Below are 19,240 nucleotides of genomic sequence, written 5' to 3'. Positions count from 1 at the left end.
CTCGCAATGGGGCCGAAAATGGCCTCACCATTTTGGAAATAGAAAACCCGAACATGTTCAAGGGCCACTACTACCGACGGTCTCAATTGTCACGGGTCAAGCTTTTCGTTCCTGTCGGCCGACTTGGACCGATTGGAAACCGTTGCCACCGGCTGCAATCGACCCATAGCAGCTCTTCATCACTGCATTGAAATCGGTCTAAAGCGGACAGGTAGGAAAAAAGCTAACAGTGAAGCACTTTACCTATCGTGTAAACAAATCCATAGGCAGACTTATTTAAGTCAACGACCTCGATATAGCCTGGCAGTAAGCGGAGTTCCTCGGAAAATATATCTGCGCCATAGATTTTCCAGATTATGCCGCCATCCGGGGGTATGCGGGCAATCGCCAGTTTGCCGTTAGCGCTTCAAGGTTAGATAGCCCCTAGCATCGCTCAGGCTTTGATAATTACTGTATCTGCATCTAGTGGGAGGTGTGAGCCTTTAACCCGCAATTCATTGATGGCGTAAAGTATAGTCAGGTTCAGTGCCTCTGCGCTTCGCATGGTTCGAGGGGTGATGAATCTGAAGACCTTGGCGGGCACTTCAATATCCAGCAGCGTCAAAAGCATGCCACTACGTCTATACTCAATAAAATGCTTTATCGGTGGGTCTAACGCAGACAGCGCCTGTCGCAGATCGTCCATTTCGATTCCCGCTCATCTAACCAAAGGCTATAATGAGAAGACACCTAGTTAGATAGACTATTGTCCACCGCTCATCAGATCAACGAAAACGTCGTAGGGCCATAGATACTATCTCTCATGAATGGTTATTGGCAGCGCTTTTCAGTGTAGGAGAGCGAGATGAAAGAGTTGGATAGAAAGCACGGAATAGAGCTGCTTGAGCGGTACTCGGCGGAACAAGACGCCATTAATCAGCTGCTACGGCAGATTTACGAATGTCATGGAACAGCTGATACCGAAGCGCTTCGCAATATGCTGGGTCTATGCATTGCCGAAATTCAAGAAAGACAAGAGACCGTTTTGAAGGCGTTTCGCTTTCTACTGGAATCTGACGGGAGACCTCAATAGGCCTAGCGAGACGGGAGTCACGACCATAAAATGCGAAGTGCTTCTCTTAATTTTGGGGTTTTCTTACTACCGTTTCGCTTGCACAAATTCAACACGGCGAGCAGCTAATTTAGCGGGCTTTGCGAACCAAGGCACAATCCCTAAGGTAAAATGCCTTGCTATTGGCACATATAAAGCTCCTTATAGCGCTGGCATGTCGTCAACTACGAATGGAATTGAAGAATGAGCGATGCAAGGAAATTGTACGTTGGCACAGCAGAAATTGAGCATCTCATCAGGCAAAAAATCAGCATCAAAAAACTGAAATTATCAGCCGACAGGGCCTCTCTAGAAATTCTGTTCCAGCGTTACGCAGAAGAGCTCGAGCAAGTCCGCATACTTGAGCTTGATTTAGATAAGCTTAAGGTTATTCACTGAAGTTTGAACAATCGGCACTCTGGCGAGAAAATAGAAATGCGATCATCAGTATCAAATTTATAATGCATAATGGCAGCATTAGAATCTGAGCTGATACGCCAGCAAATTAAATCAGAAGTAGTCACTATCATCAATATTTAAAAGGCGGTGACGACAGCGGTTTTAAAATGGGCGATCTATAATGCGCTCTATTTACAATCTATTATTGTCGCTTCCAACATTCCTGATGTGGCACTTCGCTCGCCTAAGCGCTGAAAGCGTGGCCCGGACTTTTGCCTCTAGGCTGTCCTCCCGTACGCTGCCGCCTGGGCCTTCCCGGATGTATCGCCTAGGATCATCCCCCAGTGGCTGCGCGCCAGGGTCTGGCATTAGATAGCGAGCACCCTCTTTTTCGTCAACGCCACCCGTATGTACGCTGTCCTATATGAATGCCGTCTTGGTAGTGACACCGACTACCTCTTGGGTCAAGCAGCGGTAGCCCTGAGGCACGGCAGCGAGCAAGGATGTCATCCTCGGCGTGGTCATTCGCGGCACCGGTGTTGGTTCAGGAGAAGAATTTGCAGATTTAGGTAAGATCCCAGGCCAAACCAATCCTGCCGGCCGTGAACCATCCAACCAGGTCTCTACCGCCCAAGTCAGATAGGTCCATTTGTTTACTCTAGGAAAAAAAAGCCAGGCGAAGTGGCCGGGCTTTGTTTGGTTTGCAATTAAGCTAGCGGGGCGCTGGCTCTTGGTCGTCGATATCGCCCGTCACCGGATCTTCCGGAGCGTCCGAATCGGAATCAGGCTGACTTGCTGGGTCGACCTGTTCAGGGTTCAAGGGTTCGACCGCGTCAGGCTCAGTAGCCTGCGCGAAACGAGAACCCGCGATAGTCGCGTCAATTCCGAATAGCGATCTCGCTATCATGGCCGGCGCAATCGGCGAACTGAAGCGTTGGAAGACTCTGGACGTAGTGATCATTTGCCACCTCACATTGAGGCCGAGGATGGCCTCATAAGTTTGGAAGTGGAAAACACACGCTTGTTCAATGGCCACTATTACCGACGGTCCGTATTGTTAGGGATCCACTTTCTCGTTCCTATCGGCCGCCTTCGAGCGGTCGGAAAGCGCTTGTTGACGGAGCTTTGCAATTTTCGTCAAGCGGATCTGAGCGTTCCTTGCCTGAGTCTCTTCAAGCGTAGGCGGAAGGTCTTCCGGGGCTGCTCCAGCATCAATTCTTGGTCTTCGAACATCTGACATCGTTGTCTCCCATATTTGCGATATGTGCTCTGCATGGGAAGGAGTAATCGTTGCACCGTTCAGTGGCCACCATTACCGGTTGTCTGAAAACAAAGACAAAATTCGTGGAGAATCCGATCCGCTTACGCTTGATCGAAACGTACGCTCCTTGACAAACTAGGTCAGTCGCACGTGGAGGTAAAAATGAGTCATCAAGCAAATAGATTCAGCCTGACCTCCTACGTGGAGGCGTTCTTCCCATCAAACTTCGAGGTAATGCTCGAGCGAAGCGAGAGCAATCCCGACGATAGGATTCTCACCGTCTGCGACGTAATGACTAGCAAGGCCACAACCTATGAAGGTCCTTTGCTTGCAATTCTGGACATCTGTTCGATGGGCACGATCGCGGCCGACCTCTGCAACGAGCTCTGCGGGCACGCCGCGACGCGCCGTGAGGAGATCAGCAAGCGAAGAAAACGCCTATGGCGACTAGTGTGAAAATGAGCAGAGTGAACCAACAGTCCTAATTAGTCATTTCTCTGTGCTCTGCATTCCATGAAATTCCGTCAAGAGCGAAAACTCGCCACTTGGGTCAAGTCACCTACTCGCAGGTCGCGACCAGTAGGCACGCCCTTATGAATGTCGGTCTGGGAGACTTACAGATGCAGAGCTGACTTTCACTGAGGACCGCTTTGTGTCGGTGGCTCGCCCACCGCCAAGGGCCGCTTTGGGTCGGATAGCGACGGCCCCGCAGCCGTCGCCAGGTCATGCGGCTAAACCTCTGTCTGCTCGGCCATCTCCAGAGCGTCGTCTACCTCTATGCCAAGGTACCTGACAGTGCTTTCCAGCTTCGTATGGCCCAGTAAGAGCTGTACGGCCCTGAGGTTCTTTGTTCTGCGGTAGATCAGCGACGCCTTGGTTCGTCGCAGGGTATGTGTTCCGTACAAGGCTGGATCCAAGCCAATCGCTGTCACCCAGGCTTTGACGATCCGTGCGTACTGTCGGGTGGAAATATGCTCGGAGTGGGCAAGCCTACTTGGGAAGAGGAAGTTCTCGCTTCGAAGCTTGGCACGGCCTATCCAAGCCTCCACAGCTGAGCGTGTCTGCTCTGTGATCTCAAACTGCACCGGACGATGAGTTTTTAGCTGCATCACCATAGCTCTCGGCGAGACGTGCTCCCCGTGGGCTATGTCCCGCACGCGCAGTCTGGTGAGGTCGCAGGCGCGCAGCTTGCTGTCGATTGCCAGGTCAAAAAGAGCCAAGTCCCTGGTTTTCTCCGCAAGCTGGAGTCTGACGCGGATAGCCCAGATATCCCTAATCCGGAGCGGGGCTTTCTGACCAACGAGCTTTCCCTTGTTCCAAGGCTCGTGGCTAGCGACTGCTATCGCTTTCATGGCTTGTTCTCCTTAGTGAGGGAGTACAAGCATGGGCCTGACAAGGGGACGGAGCTATCCGACCCGTCAGCCGGCCGCCGAGCCGGAAACGGCCAGAAGAGGACATCGATAAGCGACTGCTACCGCTCAAATCGCTCAGTGCCTTGGCAAAGCTCGTCAAGCGGATGCGCTCGAGGTGGCAGTGATGCCGGCTAGCGAACCGTGGATCGCGCTCGATTCCTGAAAGGCAATACCGAGCAAAAGCCGCGGGATGAGGAACGCCAGTCCGACAAGCCGCTGCGCTGTGACGCCGATAAACGCGCAGTCTTTCTAGACTTCTGGCTGCTAGACATGCAGAAGGACTTCGCCGTCGAGGTCTTCGGTATCTAACCTGGAGGTGATTTACCTTTGCCCTGGACGTCGATTCACCGCGCTCAAGCACTAACAAGGATGGCGACCCAGGAGGGCTGCGGCCGCCTGACTCTCAGCTGCTCACCAACGAGCCTTGCCGCGGGGCGCGTCATGCTCATGGCTGTCGCAATGACCAAATTCTGGCGATTAGATGCCCGAGATCCAGACGTAGAATCTGCATCCAAGTTTGCCGCTTGCGTCACCGATTGCAGGGAAATATGAGTAGCAGCAAACTCCCTTTTCTGTGCTTATAGAGCAGCTCGAGATAGATCTTGAATACTGACCGCCTGTCCCCAGGCGCGGAATTTTATTATAGCGAGTCAGCAATGGGCGCATAGTCAGGGGCATAACAGGTCCAAGGCGTCGGTGAATGGTTTTGCTTGTTGCAATTCAATGATGCTGTCATGGGTGGAAAGGGATTTCCTGTTACTACCTGGGTTTATGGGCGCGGTGTAATGGATAGGATGCCCTTGGGCATTCCGCTCCTGATGAAAAGGGCGGGTCAATATTTAAAATGGCCCATGAGGACGTTTGACAGCCAGATATCTCTCACCTGGAATGCTTGGCGTGCCTTTAAAACAATATGATGGATGCAGGGTTTATCCGGTCTGCCGGCTTTGGCTTTTCCTGCCAATGATGGTGATCTGCAGTATTGCTGCAGATGCCGTTTTCTAGCCGTATTCGTTGCTGGTTAGTTGCGCTGCCATGAGTTGAATGTGGATTTCAATAGTTGCGCAGAGTCTCTTGCGTTTCGTTGTTTTGTGACTTCGCGCGGTGCGTGTGGCACGCATCTAGGCCTTTTGGGGGTGACATGCCAAAGGATTCAGCGGCTACAGAAGGCATATTGTATTTTTTGCTGATCGGCGTGGTCTTGATAGTCTTGTTTTCTAGTCTTGTTTTTGATTTTTGGTAAAGGGCCACTTGGATGGCCTGCGCATCTCTCTGAAAAGAGTGCGGTGGCTCGCTCTGCTCTAGGCAATGATCGAAGGCCCTCAAGGGTCAGAGCGATGTTAGATTGTGCAGCGGGACATCTAGTTTACCATCTTATTTTGACAGTCTCCTGATGGTGGGATGCGCTATTTCGATAGCACGTTCTATAAAAATACGGTGATGGGCTAGCCCTCTGGTGGTGGTGCTTTTGAAATTTAGAGAAAGTCGATTTTCATGCGGGCCGGCTGCAGAGTCAGAGTGGGTGATCTATACGATGGTGTTTTTGATTTCGCGCCAGGATGTCTTGTAGATTATGATGCTCTGTTTGGTTAGATACGGTTTGATGATTGTTATTTTATAGATGAATGTAGTCGAGCGCGCTACGTGATTCATAAAGCTATTTTATGATAACTGTATGGGAAGGGTGGGCTAGGTAGAGGTGGTGATGGACGTCAATCTGATGATTGTTTCTACAAAAGCACGAGCTTCTGGATTCATAAAAAGCATTGGTTCTGCATCTACTGTCTTTGGTGTGTCGCATTTTAGTAGCGTTAGTTCAGCATTAGAGGCGCTCAAGGATGAAGGGGGCCGGATGTTATCGTCCTGGTATTGACAAAGAGCGTCCTGAAACCCGCTAAAATCCTGGAGCTCTTGGGTGTCGCCGCGAAAAAAAGCTCTCCCATTCCAGTTATGCTTTTAGGGGCAGAGTCATTCCGTGCCCGCGTAGATTTCGCAATTCAAGAAGGTGCGCACCTTTATATGGGTGATGAGTTTTCCCATCCTCGTCTCTTGGTACAGGTCTTACAAGACGTCTGGACGGGTTCTGAGGGATACCGCATCCGCAATAGCGTTTTGTCGAGAGCAAAGATCACCTTGGACTCCATCAGCGACGGAGTCATAGGTACTGACGGTGCAGGAAAGGTTGAATATATTAATCCGGCTGCCGAGAAGCTGACGGGATGGCCGAAAGAATTGGCAAAAGGGAAACTTGTCAGCGATGTCATGAAAGTCAAGCTTGATGGGGCATTTGGCGATATACCTCATCCGGTTGAACTGGCACTGAGCAAGCGTGCGCCTACAGGATTAAGTGCCGGCGCTGTTCTACTGAGACGGAACGGTGGAGCAATAGACATCGAGGACTCCACCGCGCCGATGATCGATGAAAAGGGGGCGGTAACGGGGGCGGTCATCGTATTCCATGATGTTTCGATGGAACGTGCCATGAAAGCCAAGATGACTTATCTGGCGGAGCATGATCAATTGACCCATCTGCCCAATCGCCTGTTGTTCCGCGACAGGGCAGCACAATCCATGCGATCCGCCGTCAGGAACCATTCAAACGTCGCGATAATCTTTCTGGACTTGGATAACTTCAAAGGGATAAACGATTCCTTTGGGCACTCGGTAGGCGATAAGCTTCTGGTTTCGGTTGCTGCTCGACTATTAGGATGTGTGCGGGAAGAGGATACGGTGAGCAGGCAGGGCGGCGATGAGTTTTTAGTGTTGCTCGCAGGACTCAAGAATCGCGAAGCGGCCGAAAAGGTCGCAAAAAAAATCATATCAAGTTGCAATGAGCCTCATTTCATAGATGACCATGAAATTCGCATTACGATCAGCATGGGTGTAGGGTTTTCTCCGCAAGAGCATGTCGATATAGATTCGCTCATTGCGCAGGCTGACACTGCCATGTACCGGACGAAACAAAGTGGACGAAACGGGTATACCTTCTTTAGCGATGAGATAGGCGCTCAGGCGCAGAAGCAGCAGAAAATTGAGGAGGGTCTACGTCAGTGTATCGATCTTGACGAGATCAGGCTTGTTTATCAGCCAAAGATCGATCTTTCGAACGGTACGGTGGTGGGTGTCGAAGCGTTGATGAGATGGCGCAATGATGCTTTGGGAGAAGTGCCGCCAAATAGTTTTATTCCCGTCGCTGAGGCGACGAGACTGGTAGTGGCGTTAGGTCGGTGGGCGATAAAGGAAGCCTGTACGCAAATAGGACAATGGAAGGCGCTGGGTTTAGGTGAGATCAAGATTGCCGTCAATGTGTCGGCGTTGGAGTTGGAAGACGAATCCTACGCAGACTACGTTGCCACGGTGTTGCGCGATTGTGAGCTGGATCCGGGGCTGCTGCAGCTGGAAGTCACGGAGACGATCTTCATAAAGGATTTGAGCAAGTGCCTGATACGGTTGGAGGTGCTGAAAGAAGCAGGTGTTTTGCTTGCGCTCGATGACTTTGGTACCGGTTATTCGAGCTTTTCATACTTGACCCGTATGCCCTTTGATTTTTTAAAAATAGACAGGTCATTTGTTCAAGATATCGATTTGGATAGCGGCAGGGTGGCGGTGGTTGGTGCCATGCTCTCAATGGCGAAAAGCCTAGGCCTCACCGTCATAGCTGAAGGCATAGAAACCTCTGCCGAAGCAGATTTTTTTATGAATAGCGGATGCGATCAGGCCCAAGGGTTTTTCTTCAGTAAGCCATTGGAAGCCATGGATATGTCCTACTTTCTTAGCCAGCAGCGCTTGTCTTCAGCTTGATCTCTCCAGAAATGCCCTGTGCGTAAGGCGCTGGGCCGTGGTACTGGCTAGGAAAGTCAGACTGGATGTGCAATGGGCTTTTTCGCCTACAGGCATGTTGACGCTCCAGCCACGCTGCGAGGTCTGTAGGTGTCTTAACCACGTAGCGGCAGATATGACAGGAGGCGATCGGTTTCCTTTTTCACTACGGCATAGCATTCGCAACTCAACTGTTCGAGCAGCTTACGGTCGAGCACCGTAATGTGGCCGCGGCTGTATTCGATCACGCCCTGGCGCTGCAGCTTGCCTGCGGCCTCGGTTACTCCTTCGCGGCGCACGCCGAGCATGTTGGCGATCAATTCCTGAGTCATGTTCAGCTGATCACCGGGCAGACGATCCAGCGACAATAACAGCCAACGACACAGCTGCTGATCTATCGAGTGATGGCGGTTACAGACAGCGGTCTGCGACATCTGGGTGATCAGTGCCTGGGTATATCGCAGCATCAGTACCAGCATGTCACCGTGTCGATCAAATTCTTCCGTCAGGCGCTGACCTTGCAGCCGATACGCATAGCCGCCGCTCTGTACCACGGCACGGCTAGGTGTGCTCTCGCCGCCCATGAACAGCGAGATGCCCACCAGGCCTTCATTGCCTACCACGGCGATTTCCGCCGAGGCGCCGTTTTCCATCACGTTGAGCAGCGAAACGATCGAGTCGGTGGGGAAGTACACGTGGCGTACGGACTCACCAGATTCATAGAGCACCTGACCCAGCGCCAGATGGACGAGCTCCAGGTGCGAAGAAAGCCGTTGCTGGACGTCACCAGGTAGAGCAGCCAACAAGCTATTGCGCTGTGGCTTGGAGTCTTCGGGCATGGCTTCTCTTCGGCAGTTCGGTCGGATTGAGCCGACACTATACGCCTGGCGTCACCCACGAATGCTCCCTTGGCGTCAGGCGCTGCTGGGACGGCTCGCCGTATCGGCGATGTTGATCAGGTCCTGACCGTGGGCGTATGCAGACTCGTAGCGAGCCAGCTCGCTGGGCAATGCCTCGCGGAAGGTGACGGTTGCGGAGTCCGCCGGCCTGACGTCGCGCCTGGTGACCCGAATGATGTTGCCCGAACTTTTTGAAACGACGAAATAGGCAAGCATGACGGCTTCCTTGTGGCTGTATGAGCGTTGCTGTGTAGCGCCCTCCTCGAGGCAGGTGGCCGTGCTTGTGTCCGCAGACCAGCCGTTCGTTCAGAGGGCCCTGTCCCAGTCGGGAATATGGGGGATGTCCTTGCATGATGCGGCTTTTCGCTGGTCCTTCGTCGTCAAGTCCTGTCCCTCTGTCTCGCGCGCTCCTGCGAAGGGCTCGGAGCGCTCTGGCATTGCGCAGCTCTAGTTGTCCGGCCAGCGCACATCGACCTGATGCTCCAGGCCATCGTCGATCAAATCGATGCTGTCGCCTTGCACCATCGTGCCGTCCATTTGCATGGTCGGCTGGGGCAGGTCGCCGCGGGAAAGCGCAATGCGGTAGAGGGTGGTGCCGAACCGGTAGTCCAGGCTGAAGGTCGCCCACTCTGCCGGTAGCACCGGGCGGATGCGCAACTGGCTGCCGCTGCGTTGCACGCCGAGGAGCGACTCGACGATCAGCTGATACATCCAGCCGGCGGAGCCGGTGTACCAGCTCCAACCACCCCGTCCTTCGTGGGGCGGCATGCCATAGACATCGGCAGCCACGACATAGGGCTCGACCTTGTAGGTGGCGGTGGCATCGTTCCCGTGGCCGACTGGATTGATCATCCGCAGTAGCTCCCATGCCCGGGCACTGTCTCCCAACTTGGCAAACGCCATGCCCGCCCACACCGCCGCATGGGTGTACTGCCCACCGTTCTCGCGAACACCGGGTACATAGCCCTTGATGTAGCCAGGATCAAGTACACCCTGGTCGAAGGGCGGATCAAGCAGCTGCACCAGGCCGATATCACGACGCATGAGGTGCTGCTCCAGAGACGCCATGGCCGCGCGTTGGCGCGGCTCTGGCGCCGCGCCCGACAGCACCGACCAACTCTGGGCGATGGAGTCGATGCGGCATTCATCATTGCCGACCGAACCCAGGGGCGTACCATCGTCGAAGTAGGCGCGGCGATACCAGTCTCCGTCCCACGCGTGCGCATCGAGACTGAAGCGCAACGTCTCGGCCTCTTCTTCGCAGCGCTTGGCAAAGGCGGCATCGTCATGGAGCAGGGCGGTGGTGGCGAAGCGGCGGAGCACGTCGTAGCCAAAGAAGCCGAGCCAGACGCTCTCACCCTTGCCCCCTTCGCCGACGCGATTCATGCCATCGTTCCAGTCGCCGTCACCCATCAGCGGCAAGCCGTGAGCGCCACGCGCCAAGCTGTGCTCGATGGCCCTCACGCAATGCTGGTACAGCGTCTCTCGTAAGGGGGAGTGGGTCGGCAGGTCGTAATAGGACTGTTCACCCTGGTTGAGTGCGCGTCCTTCCAGGTAACCCACGCTTTCCAAGAGGACACTGGCATCACCTGTGACCTTGACGTAGCGGCTGGTCGCCCAGGCCAGCCAGAGATAGTCGTCGGAGCAGCGGGTACGCACACCCCGATCCAGGGGCGGGTGCCACCAATGCTGCACGTCGCCTTCGATGAATTGATGGGCAGCGCACAGCAGCAGGTGCTGGCGAACCGCGGCCGGGTCGGCATGCAGCATGGCCATGCTGTCCTGCAACTGATCGCGGAAACCGAACGCCCCGCCGGATTGGTAATAGCCACTGCGGGCCCAGAAGCGACAGGCGATCACCTGATACATCAGCCAGCCGTTGACCAGTACGTCCACGGCCGGCTCCGGCGTAGTGATCTGCAGCTTGCACAGCGTGTCGTGCCAGTGCTCGCGGACGCATTGCAATTCCGCTTCTGCGGTGACGTTGCCCCGCATGCGCAGCACCAGACGGGATGCGGAGGTGGCATCCTGCGCGGCGCCGAGCCGGAAGGTGACGCTACGCTTTTCGTCAGGCGCCAGTTGCACATCTACCCGCAGGGCGGCGCAAGGATCTAGCCCTGGACCACTGCGTCCGGACAGGTGGGGCTGCGCCATCGCGGCAGGGGCACCGAGATGCCCATTGCGACCGATGAAGTCACCGCGGCCGGCGGTACTGCTGGCGATCGGCAGATCGACGTCATAGAAGGCCACACGGCCCGGAAACTCGATGGAGTAGCTATTGCGTGCGAAGAGCGCGCCGCTGTTCGGGTCGGTCTCGCTGACCACGTGCATGCAGGCCTTCTCGCGAAGATCCCCGAGTACCCAGGCCACGTAGCCAGTGATCGACAGCCGCCGGGGACGAGCCGAGGCGTTATGGATTTTCAGGTGCGAGAACTTGAGCGGATCCTGTAGCGATACGTAGACCCACAATTCGCTGCGGATACCGTCTTCTTCGTGTTCGAAGACGCTGTAGCCAAAGCCATGCCGGGTCACGTAGGTACCCTTGCCAGGACGGGGCAAGGGCGTGGGCGACCAGTAGTGGCCGCTGTCCTCGTCACGAAGGTAGAGGGTCTCGTCGCCTGGATCGCTGACCGGATCGTTGCGCCACGGGGTCAGACGGAACTCGTGGGCATTTTCGTACCAGGTGTAGGCGTTGCCGCTTTCCGAAATCACGCTGCCGAAGTTGGGGTTTGCCAGCACGTTCACCCAGGGCGCTGGCGTGCGCTGTCCGGCCTGCGAGTGAATGACGTATTCCTTGCCATCGGCGCTGAAGCCGCCATGGGGATTGCCGAGGATCAGGGACGCATCGGCCAGCGGAATCGCGGGGGTCGGAGCGATGCGGGGCAACAGCTCCGCCGCGAAGGCAGGTAGCTTCGGTTCCGCGCGGCGCCGGTGGACCTGCTCGGCGAGACTGCCGCGCTCATCGCTGAGCACCAGGTGAGCGACCGCCAGCATCAGCACGCGATCCTCATGGGAGAGCTGTTGCGCCGGCCGCACGAAGATGCCACCTGGCCGATCGATCAGGTGCGCCTCGCTGCCGGAGGTAACCAGCTCCATGATCGAGTCCTGCAGGTCCTGCCTATATCCCGCTTGGTCTTCGTTCCAGATCACCAGGTCGACACTGAGCCCTTTGTGTCGCCAGTAGGCGTGAGCCTGCACCAGCTTGCGCACCAGATCGATATGGATAGCCGTGGAAATCTGCAGCAGCACTATGGGTCGGTCGCCCGAGATCGCCTGGCCCCAGAGGCCGCTTTGATTGCGCTGATTGGCCGCGAGGATATTCGGTGCGGCCCGCAGTGAGGGATTGGTATAGATGATGGACGCAGCCATCTGCTCGAACAACCGCGCCTCGGCGTGGGAGGTGTTGAGCTGGCGCAGCAGCACCTGGCTGTGGGTCCAGCTCAGGTCGAAGACGCGGTCAGCGAGGCGGCGGTCGCGGTATTTGTTGATCAGCTGGAGGCAACCCTCACGGTTGTCACTCACGCCGGTCACCAGGTCGATGGTGGCGATCTGGCCTGGGTCGAAGGTGATCCGGCAGCGAATGGCCACGATGGGGTCGAGCACTGCGCCGGCGGTACCGGAAAGTGCCTCGGCATCCATGGCGGCGGGGTGCGTCAAATTGCGCCCACGCCCGATGAAGCGGGCTCGATCGGTTTCGTAGGAGATCGCCGCGATGTCCGCATCGTGGACTGCCAGCAGGTGACACAACCACGGCACCTTTTCATCACTGGAGCGCGGCCGCCGGCTACACAGGATGGCCTGCAGCGGGGTGAGCAGTTCGCTTTGCACGAACAGCTTGCTGAATGCCGGGTGCAAGGCGTCGCTCAAGGCGGGGGCCAGGACCACTTCCGCGTAGCTGGTAAGCTCCAGGGTTCGGCGCCGTCCACTGCGATTGCTGATGTGCAGGCGCCGTAATTCGATATCGTCCTCCGGCGAGACGACGATTTCGGTATGGACATCGAAATCACGTTCGCGGACCCGAAACTCGGCCCTGGCATCGGTGAATATCGCCTCGAAGCCCTCCGTCTTGCGTAAGGTGGGCTGGTGCGCCGAAGACCAGAAGTCGCCGCTGTCCACGTCGCGGAGGTAACAGAAGGTGCCGGTGTTGTCGCAGGTGATGTCTTCCTGCCAGCGCGTGACGGCCAGATTGTCGCGGCGGCTGTAGCCGCCGCCGGCATTACTGATCATCACATGGTAGCGGCCGTTGGAAAGTAACTGTACCGCGGGGTGCCGGCGGCAGGGGTCGGTGTAGACCCGCAGCTTGTTCTCACTGGCGCGGGAGACCTGGCCTTCCAGTGAGGCATTGGCGGTGTGCAGGTACTGCGCGGCACTTTTCGGCGCCCGCTCCTGCAGCAGCAGGGACGTCGCCTGGAACTGTGGATTGGCTTCGAAGCGACGCTGCATGGGCCGCTGGCGCAATACATGGGTCAGCGATAGCAGGCTCATGCCCTGGTGGTGCGCCATGAACGACTGGATGAGTCCGGCGTGCTGACCGGGAGGGAGGCGGGCGCTGGTGAAATCGATGGCTTCATACAGGCCATAGCGGCCAGCCATGCCCAAGCCGGCCAGGCGTTGGAGATTCTTGCAAGCGGCTTCTGGCGCTACCATCAGCGCCAGTACCGACGCATAGGGTGCCACCACCAGGTCATCGCCAAGTCCGCGCTTGAGACCGAGTCCGGGCACGCCGAAGGCCCGGTATTGGTAGTTCAGTTGTGCATCCAGGGTGCTATAGCCGGACTCGGATACGCCCCATGGCAGGCCCAGTTGCTGGCCGTATTCGATCTGCCTCGCCACGGCCGCGCGGCAGGTCTGGTCGAGCAGGGTGTCCGCATAGTGGGGCATGACCAGCATCGGCATCAGGTACTCGAACATCGAACCGGTCCAGGACAGCAACACGGGATTGCCGCCGTTACTCGTCAACAGCCGACCAAGGGTGAACCAGCTTTCCTGCGGCAGTTGGCCCTGCGCGATGGTCAGGAAACTGGTCAGACGTGCCTCTGATGCAAGGAGATCGTAGTAACCGCCGTCCAGGCGTTGTTCGTCCGCGTTGTAGCCAATGGTCAGCAGCTCGCGTTGCGGGTTGTAGAGAAAGGTGAAGTCCATGTCGGCCAGGTCGGCAGTGACATCTGCCAGGCGCAGCGCGGTGGCGATGCGCTCCTTGGCCTGGGCGATCACCGCCCGTACCCGAGGCTGTTCGTCGATGGGCCACTGCGTGACCTCCAGCTGCGCCAGCTCATGCCAACTGGCTGATGCCAGGGGGGATCCAGGGAGGGTGAGGCTGGCCACCTCGCCATGGAGATCCTGGCATTGCGCGGACAGCGCCTGGCGCCAGTAGTCGGCTTCGGGAGCCGCTTCCAGTGCGGGTTTCAGAGCCTCGGCCCAAACGATGAGGCGCTGCAGGACGGTACTGATCTCGTGCAGACCTTCAAGCGTGTGGGCGGACGCCAATTCGCTAAGCGCACCGTCGAGCAGGTGCTCATCCAGTTCGCTCGCCCGTACTGCCTCTCGCAGTACGCCAAAGCAGTCCGCTAGGCCATTGCACCAATCTGCGCTGAGCAGTGGCGCGTGCGGCAATTCATAAAGCCCGGAGCGCAGCGTCAGTAGCAGGCCAGCCAGATTGCCGCTGTCCACCGTAGACACGTAACGCGGTGGCAGCGGTTGCAGCGTCTGGGTGTCGTACCAGTTGTAGAAGTGGCGGCGATGACGCTCCAGCCGCGACATGCTGGTCAGGGCCTTGTCCAGTCGTGTGAGCAGGCGACCGCCGCTCAAGTAGGCGAAGTCATGGGCGGCCAGGTGGGACAGCAGCGCCATGCCCATGTTGGTTGGTGAGGTTCGATGTGCGATCACCGACGTTGGTTGCTCCTGAATGTTGTCCGGTGGCAACCAGTTATCGCCAGGGCCCACATGATCGTCGAAGAAGGCCCAGGTCTTGCGCGTCAGGGCGCGCAAAAATTGCTGGTCTGCGGGTGACGGCGTGAATACCGAGGGGTCACTTGGCTGGCTCAACCGATAGGCGACGGCCGGTGCCAGCAGCCAGGCCAGCAGGAAAGGCGTTGCGCTTGCCAAGGCCCAGAGATCACCCAGCAGCAGCGCGGCGACGACACTCCCCAGCAATGGCGCGATCCACATCAGCCGATACAGGCCCGACAGGTCGTTGCGGCTGCTGCGCTCCACTTCGCGGGACGAATTCCATTGCAGCAGATGGCGGCGACTGATGGTCAGGCGCCACAGCGTGCGACCGATGGCGTCCAGGCTGCTGAAGGCTTCGAAGGGTAGCCACACCAGGCTTAGCAGTGCCCGCGTGAACTGCTGGGTCGCACTGCGAAGGACCACCTTCAGGTGCTGACCGAGCTGGATGTCCGGGGCTTTGTGTAGCAGCTCCAGCGAGGCGCTGATCAGGGGGTGGGTGATCACCAGCAGCAGTACACCCAGGCTCCATGCCAGTGGATGAGCGCTGGCGAACCATCCCCATAGCAGTACCCCGAGAAAGGCGGCCGGCTCCAGGCTACGACGCAGGTTGTCGATGATCTTCCAATAGGCCAGGTGCGTCAGCCGATTCGGCTCCAGACCACCATCGGATTTCGGGGTCCAGGGCATCAGCCACGGCAGTAACTGCCAGTCACCGCGGATCCAGCGATGACGGCGTTTGGCATCGGCGCTGTAGCGCGCCGGATGCTCTTCATAGAGTTGTACATCGCTGATCAGACCAGAGTGGGCATAGCAGCCTTCAATCAGGTCGTGGCTGAGAATACGGTTTTCGGGAAAGCGGTCCTGCAGGGCATGTTCGAAGGCGTCCACGGCATAGATCCCTTTGCCGATGAAGGAGCCATTGCCGAACATGTCCTGATAGACGTCGGAGACGGAACGGGTATAGGGGTCCACGCCCGCGTCGCTGCCGAACAACTGAGCGTAGGAGGAGCGGGCGATGCTTGGCAGGCTGATGCCGACACGGGGTTGCAGGATCGCGTAGCCGCTGGTGATGCGTTTCTGGCGCCCATCGAAGCGCGGCTGGTTGAGCGGGTGGCAGATCGCCCCCAGGAGCTGCCGCGCCACCTCGCGCGGCAGCTGGGTGTCGGTATCCAGCGTGATGACGTAGCTGATCCTGGGCAAGGCGGAGAGGTTGCCGACCACCAGCGAGAAGCATCCAGCGCCATGCCCACGTAGCAGTGCATTGAGGTCCGCTATCTTGCCGCGCTTGCGCTCATGGCCTATCCAGCGCTGTTCGGTGGGATTCCAGCGCCGTGGGCGATGCAGCAGGAAGAACCGCGCCGCGCCGGTTTCCGGGTACTTCAGGTTCAGGGCTTCGATAGCCTGGCTCGCGTAGTGCAGCACCCCCGCGTCACTCTCGAGGACTTCGCTCTGGGCATCCATGAAATCGGTGAGCAGGGCGAAATGCAGGTTGGCGTCACGGTTGGCGAGAAAGCGTACCTCCATGCCATCGATCAGCTCTTCCACATCCTGAACGCTGCCGATCAGGGTTGGCACCACGACCAGTGTGCGTGCATCGGAGGGAATACCGGCGCTGAAATCCAGGCGGGGCAGGATGTCCGGCCGCAGCGTCAGGGTCGCCAGGCGGTTGACCAGCGCGATGGCCAGCTGGCTGGTCATTACCATTATCGGCCCGCCAAGCAGCAGTATCGTCCAGAGTCCCCAGCCGTCCGCTTTCGACCCGGTGAAGAAAGGCCAGGCCAACAGCAGGCTGAGCGCCAGAACGGGCACAACGAAGAACGCCATGGGCGCGCCACGCAGTATCCTGCGGCAGCGCTCCACCAGGGAGCGCCGGGCACCCAGCTGTATTTCCAGGGTGGCCAGCCCCGCGCCCACCAGGTAGAAACCGACGTGCCTCTGCACTGGATCCTGTTCGGCTGCGGCGTCGCAGAGCCCAATGGCCGCCTGCGCGATGTCAATCTCGGAAGACGAGCAACTGCGCGCCAGGCGCTCGATGGTGTGGCGGTAGTGATCGCGAGTGGCGAAATCCATGCGGCTGTAGATGTCGGCCGGGTCCTTAGCCAGCACCTGTTCGACCCCGCTCAGGCGTTCGACGAACTCGCGCCAGTCCACCGCCGATAGCAGCCGCAAGCTGTTGATGCTGTTGCTGATCGACACCTGCTCCGTGGCCTGCAGTTGGCCATCGAGATAAATAAGGCGTTCGACACTTTGGCCGGACTCCGCCAGGGCCTGTTCGACCCAGGTCATCGGCAGAACCAGTGAGGTACTCTGGCCCTGCAAACGTCGCGAGAGTTCCGCAACGAAGGCGCTGGTCATCGGCGGCGCAGAGCGTGCGAGATCGGCTACCAGCAGCACGACGCTCTTGGCGTCGTGCTCCGCCGTCGAAATGAAACGGTCGGCCCAGTTATCGGCGAGGTTGCGATCGGTCCAGCTGGCCATTACCTGCGACGCGACACGTCGAAGATTTTCGATCAACGCTAGGCGCAACATGATGGGAATGGCCCACAGCTCGCCCAGGGTCAGGGGCGTCACCGTTTGATAAGCGGTGACGAAACGACTCAGATTCTCGCTGTCGACGCGGCCGTCGCCATGGGAAATGGTCTCCAGCGCAATGTCATACACCCGCGGAAAGGTGCGCGAGGGTCCGTCTTCCAGACCGGGCAGCTCACGGCAGTAGCCTTTGGGCAGGTGTTTCTGGGCGGTGCGTATCTGCTCCTCGACCAGATAGAAATTGTCGAGTAGCCAGGCGGCCGCTGGCGTGGCGCGTTGACTGGACAGTGCGGCCACGGCCATCGCCTGGCCGCTGCTGGCCAGTACGGCGGCATTCTCGGCAAGGCGGTGAAGCAGGGCGTCCGAGGTGTTATGGGTGCTCAGCTGATGTTGTCGGGCGAGATGAGCGCCGTGGGCCGCCATCTGCTCCAGACTGAACAGTTCCGCGCGTAACGCCGGCTCATACTGGAAGGTGCGCGGTGCGGGATGCCACAGCCGTTGGATTGCTCGAAGCCATTGCCTATCCATGTTTTCCTTAGCATTCAGCGCGAAACGTAGACAACGACGCGGAGATGCCTTTCACGCTATTGCCGCGGGCACGACAGCTTGAGGGGATGCTCATTCAGTGTGGAAGTCTGGATATGGGGCGTCTGTCTGCTGGCACACATAGCGTTGGGTCTTGATGGCGGTTTGTGAGGTACGGCGCACCCCGTCAGTTGGACGACCTTTTAGAAGTCGCCATTGCCAGTGGCCAGGTGTAGCTTCTTCGCGCTGCTGGCCGTTAACTGCCCTCCGCCAACGGCTGCTTTGGGTCGATTGCAGCCGGTGGCGACGGGCTGGAATCGGCCAATAGCAGTCACTCGCAAATAAGTTAAACCGGGCTCATGGAGGATGTGCAATTCCGACAATGACCGCCGCTGTCCGCAGCACGCTGATCGGTATCGGATCTCGCCAATGTCACAAATCGGCTCTCGTTTCGCTCAAGATTCTCGCAGCATCCCGCGCAGGAGGCAGGCCGAACACCCGTGCATAATCCCGCGTGAATTGCGTGGCGCTTTCATAGCCCACCTCGAACGCGGCGGCCGTGACGCTTTTGGCGCTGGCGACCATGAGGGTTCGGGCCTGTAGCAGGCGAACCCGTTTCTGGTACTGCAATGGGCTCAGCGTAGTGACGGCTTTGAAATGCCGGTGAAACGCCGAGACGCTCATGGCCGCTTTTTGCGCCAGGCTTTCTACTCTGATCGGTTCAGCAAAGTCTCGCCGAATCCACTGAATGGCCAGGCTCACGCGGGCCATGGCAGTGTCTGGTGCGGCGATCTCTCGCAACATCCAGCCATGCGGGCCTTGTAGAACGCGAAACAATATCTCGCGCTCGTACGCTGGGGCGAGCGCGGCAATCGCATCTGGGTTGCCCATGAGTCGAAGCATGCGTACCCAGGCGTCCATCAACTCTGGCGTGATGGCAGCAACCGAAAAGCCGGGGTCGTTTTCGTACCGCCCCATAGGTTTCGGAAGGTCAGCCAGCAATGTAACGAGCACTGTCGGGTCGAGGGTCAGGCTAACCGCTAGGTAGGGCTCGCCTGTCCCCGCAGCATGGACAGCCCCTACCGCGGGCAGGTCGATGGACATCACAAAATACGTCGCAGGGTCATACCGAAGGGTGCGGTCGCCCACCGTCATCGTTTTGCTGCCTTGCAGGATCAGGTTGATCATCGGGTCGTAGACGGCAGCGAGCATGTGCTCGGGGATATCGCCCTGAACCATGGCGACTCGCGGAATACCCGTTTCGGTGCGGCGATTTTCGGCCTTGGCGGCCAAGATGCGTAGCTCATTCAGTTGATCTTTCATGGAAGGGATGTTGACCGGAGATCGACGCGCCGTA

The 19,240-nt window shown here is 57.8% G+C and carries 12 protein-coding genes; 6 read left to right on the top strand and 6 right to left on the bottom strand.

The window, feature by feature from the left end; translation table 11 throughout:
* Positions 1-433: 433 nt before the first annotated feature.
* A complete protein-coding gene (locus tag PSK12I2_RS24840) occupies positions 434-685 on the bottom strand; it encodes a hypothetical protein (protein WP_156930130.1) in 252 nt (83 codons plus the stop codon).
* A gap of 159 nt (positions 686-844) precedes the next feature.
* Here PSK12I2_RS24840 and PSK12I2_RS0107620 point away from each other — a divergent pair, with 159 nt between their 5' ends.
* From PSK12I2_RS0107620 to PSK12I2_RS0107605, 3 genes are all read left to right on the top strand, one after another.
* Positions 845-1,072, top strand: coding sequence for a hypothetical protein (locus PSK12I2_RS0107620; protein ID WP_027597924.1), 228 nt, complete (start codon positions 845-847; stop codon positions 1,070-1,072).
* A gap of 222 nt (positions 1,073-1,294) precedes the next feature.
* Complete coding sequence (locus PSK12I2_RS0107615) at positions 1,295-1,489, top strand: hypothetical protein (protein ID WP_027597923.1); 195 nt, start codon at positions 1,295-1,297, stop codon at positions 1,487-1,489.
* A gap of 1,423 nt (positions 1,490-2,912) precedes the next feature.
* Positions 2,913-3,206: a hypothetical protein gene (locus PSK12I2_RS0107605; RefSeq protein ID WP_027597922.1), complete on the top strand. Its 294-nt coding sequence runs from the start codon at positions 2,913-2,915 to the stop codon at positions 3,204-3,206.
* A 275-nt stretch (positions 3,207-3,481) separates the two neighbouring features.
* Here PSK12I2_RS0107605 and PSK12I2_RS0107600 read toward each other — a convergent pair whose 3' ends face one another.
* Entirely contained in the window at positions 3,482-4,102 is a 621-nt protein-coding gene (locus PSK12I2_RS0107600; protein WP_027597921.1) for a tyrosine-type recombinase/integrase, read from the bottom strand.
* 201 nt (positions 4,103-4,303) lie between these two features.
* Between PSK12I2_RS0107600 and PSK12I2_RS24835 the strand changes: the two genes are divergently transcribed.
* The 3 genes from PSK12I2_RS24835 (at position 4,304) to PSK12I2_RS23845 (ending at position 7,963) form a co-directional block, all read left to right on the top strand.
* A complete protein-coding gene (locus PSK12I2_RS24835; RefSeq protein ID WP_156930129.1) occupies positions 4,304-4,471 on the top strand; it encodes a hypothetical protein in 168 nt (55 codons plus the stop codon).
* A 1,396-nt stretch (positions 4,472-5,867) separates the two neighbouring features.
* Positions 5,868-6,035 carry a hypothetical protein gene (locus PSK12I2_RS24830; protein WP_156930128.1) on the top strand — a complete coding sequence of 56 codons (168 nt, stop codon included), beginning with the start codon at positions 5,868-5,870 and terminating at the stop codon, positions 6,033-6,035.
* A 38-nt stretch (positions 6,036-6,073) separates the two neighbouring features.
* The gene (locus PSK12I2_RS23845) at positions 6,074-7,963 is read left to right on the top strand and encodes an EAL domain-containing protein (RefSeq protein WP_156930127.1); all 1,890 of its coding nucleotides are present in this window, start codon (positions 6,074-6,076) and stop codon (positions 7,961-7,963) included.
* A gap of 134 nt (positions 7,964-8,097) precedes the next feature.
* On the opposite strand, the gene PSK12I2_RS0107585 is transcribed toward PSK12I2_RS23845, so the two are convergent.
* The 4 genes from PSK12I2_RS0107585 to PSK12I2_RS0107565 all read right to left on the bottom strand — a co-directional run bounded on the left by PSK12I2_RS0107585 (position 8,098) and on the right by PSK12I2_RS0107565 (position 19,206).
* Positions 8,098-8,820, bottom strand: coding sequence for a Crp/Fnr family transcriptional regulator (locus tag PSK12I2_RS0107585; RefSeq protein ID WP_027597920.1), 723 nt, complete (start codon positions 8,818-8,820; stop codon positions 8,098-8,100).
* Between the two features lie 75 nt (positions 8,821-8,895).
* Positions 8,896-9,096, bottom strand: a complete 201-nt coding sequence (locus PSK12I2_RS0107580; RefSeq protein WP_027597919.1) for a hypothetical protein — start codon at positions 9,094-9,096, stop codon at positions 8,896-8,898.
* A 231-nt stretch (positions 9,097-9,327) separates the two neighbouring features.
* Positions 9,328-17,886, bottom strand: coding sequence for a GH36-type glycosyl hydrolase domain-containing protein (locus tag PSK12I2_RS23840; RefSeq protein ID WP_084222072.1), 8,559 nt, complete (start codon positions 17,884-17,886; stop codon positions 9,328-9,330).
* 429 nt (positions 17,887-18,315) lie between these two features.
* Positions 18,316-19,206 (bottom strand): AraC family transcriptional regulator, encoded by an 891-nt coding sequence (locus PSK12I2_RS0107565; RefSeq protein WP_027597918.1) that lies wholly within the window; start codon positions 19,204-19,206, stop codon positions 18,316-18,318.
* Positions 19,207-19,240: the final 34 nt, after the last annotated feature.

The sequence above is a fragment of the Pseudomonas sp. MOIL14HWK12:I2 genome, from assembly GCF_000510745.1.
Lineage (GTDB): Bacteria > Pseudomonadota > Gammaproteobacteria > Pseudomonadales > Pseudomonadaceae > Chryseomonas > Chryseomonas oryzihabitans.
This window is presented reverse-complemented; position numbering and strand designations above follow the sequence as displayed.

Bases quoted from the DNA above. Each gene is read 5' to 3' on its own strand.
- PSK12I2_RS24840 (WP_156930130.1), bottom strand. From the start codon at position 685: ATGGACGATCTGCGACAGGCGCTGTCTGCGTTAGACCCACCGATAAAG.
- PSK12I2_RS0107620 (WP_027597924.1), top strand. From the start codon at position 845: ATGAAAGAGTTGGATAGAAAGCACGGAATAGAGCTGCTTGAGCGGTAC.
- PSK12I2_RS0107615 (WP_027597923.1), top strand. From the start codon at position 1,295: ATGAGCGATGCAAGGAAATTGTACGTTGGCACAGCAGAAATTGAGCAT.
- PSK12I2_RS0107605 (WP_027597922.1), top strand. From the start codon at position 2,913: ATGAGTCATCAAGCAAATAGATTCAGCCTGACCTCCTACGTGGAGGCG.
- PSK12I2_RS0107600 (WP_027597921.1), bottom strand. From the start codon at position 4,102: ATGAAAGCGATAGCAGTCGCTAGCCACGAGCCTTGGAACAAGGGAAAG.
- PSK12I2_RS24830 (WP_156930128.1), top strand. From the start codon at position 5,868: ATGGACGTCAATCTGATGATTGTTTCTACAAAAGCACGAGCTTCTGGA.
- PSK12I2_RS0107585 (WP_027597920.1), bottom strand. From the start codon at position 8,820: ATGCCCGAAGACTCCAAGCCACAGCGCAATAGCTTGTTGGCTGCTCTA.
- PSK12I2_RS0107580 (WP_027597919.1), bottom strand. From the start codon at position 9,096: ATGCTTGCCTATTTCGTCGTTTCAAAAAGTTCGGGCAACATCATTCGG.
- PSK12I2_RS23840 (WP_084222072.1), bottom strand. From the start codon at position 17,886: ATGGATAGGCAATGGCTTCGAGCAATCCAACGGCTGTGGCATCCCGCA.
- PSK12I2_RS0107565 (WP_027597918.1), bottom strand. From the start codon at position 19,206: ATGAAAGATCAACTGAATGAGCTACGCATCTTGGCCGCCAAGGCCGAA.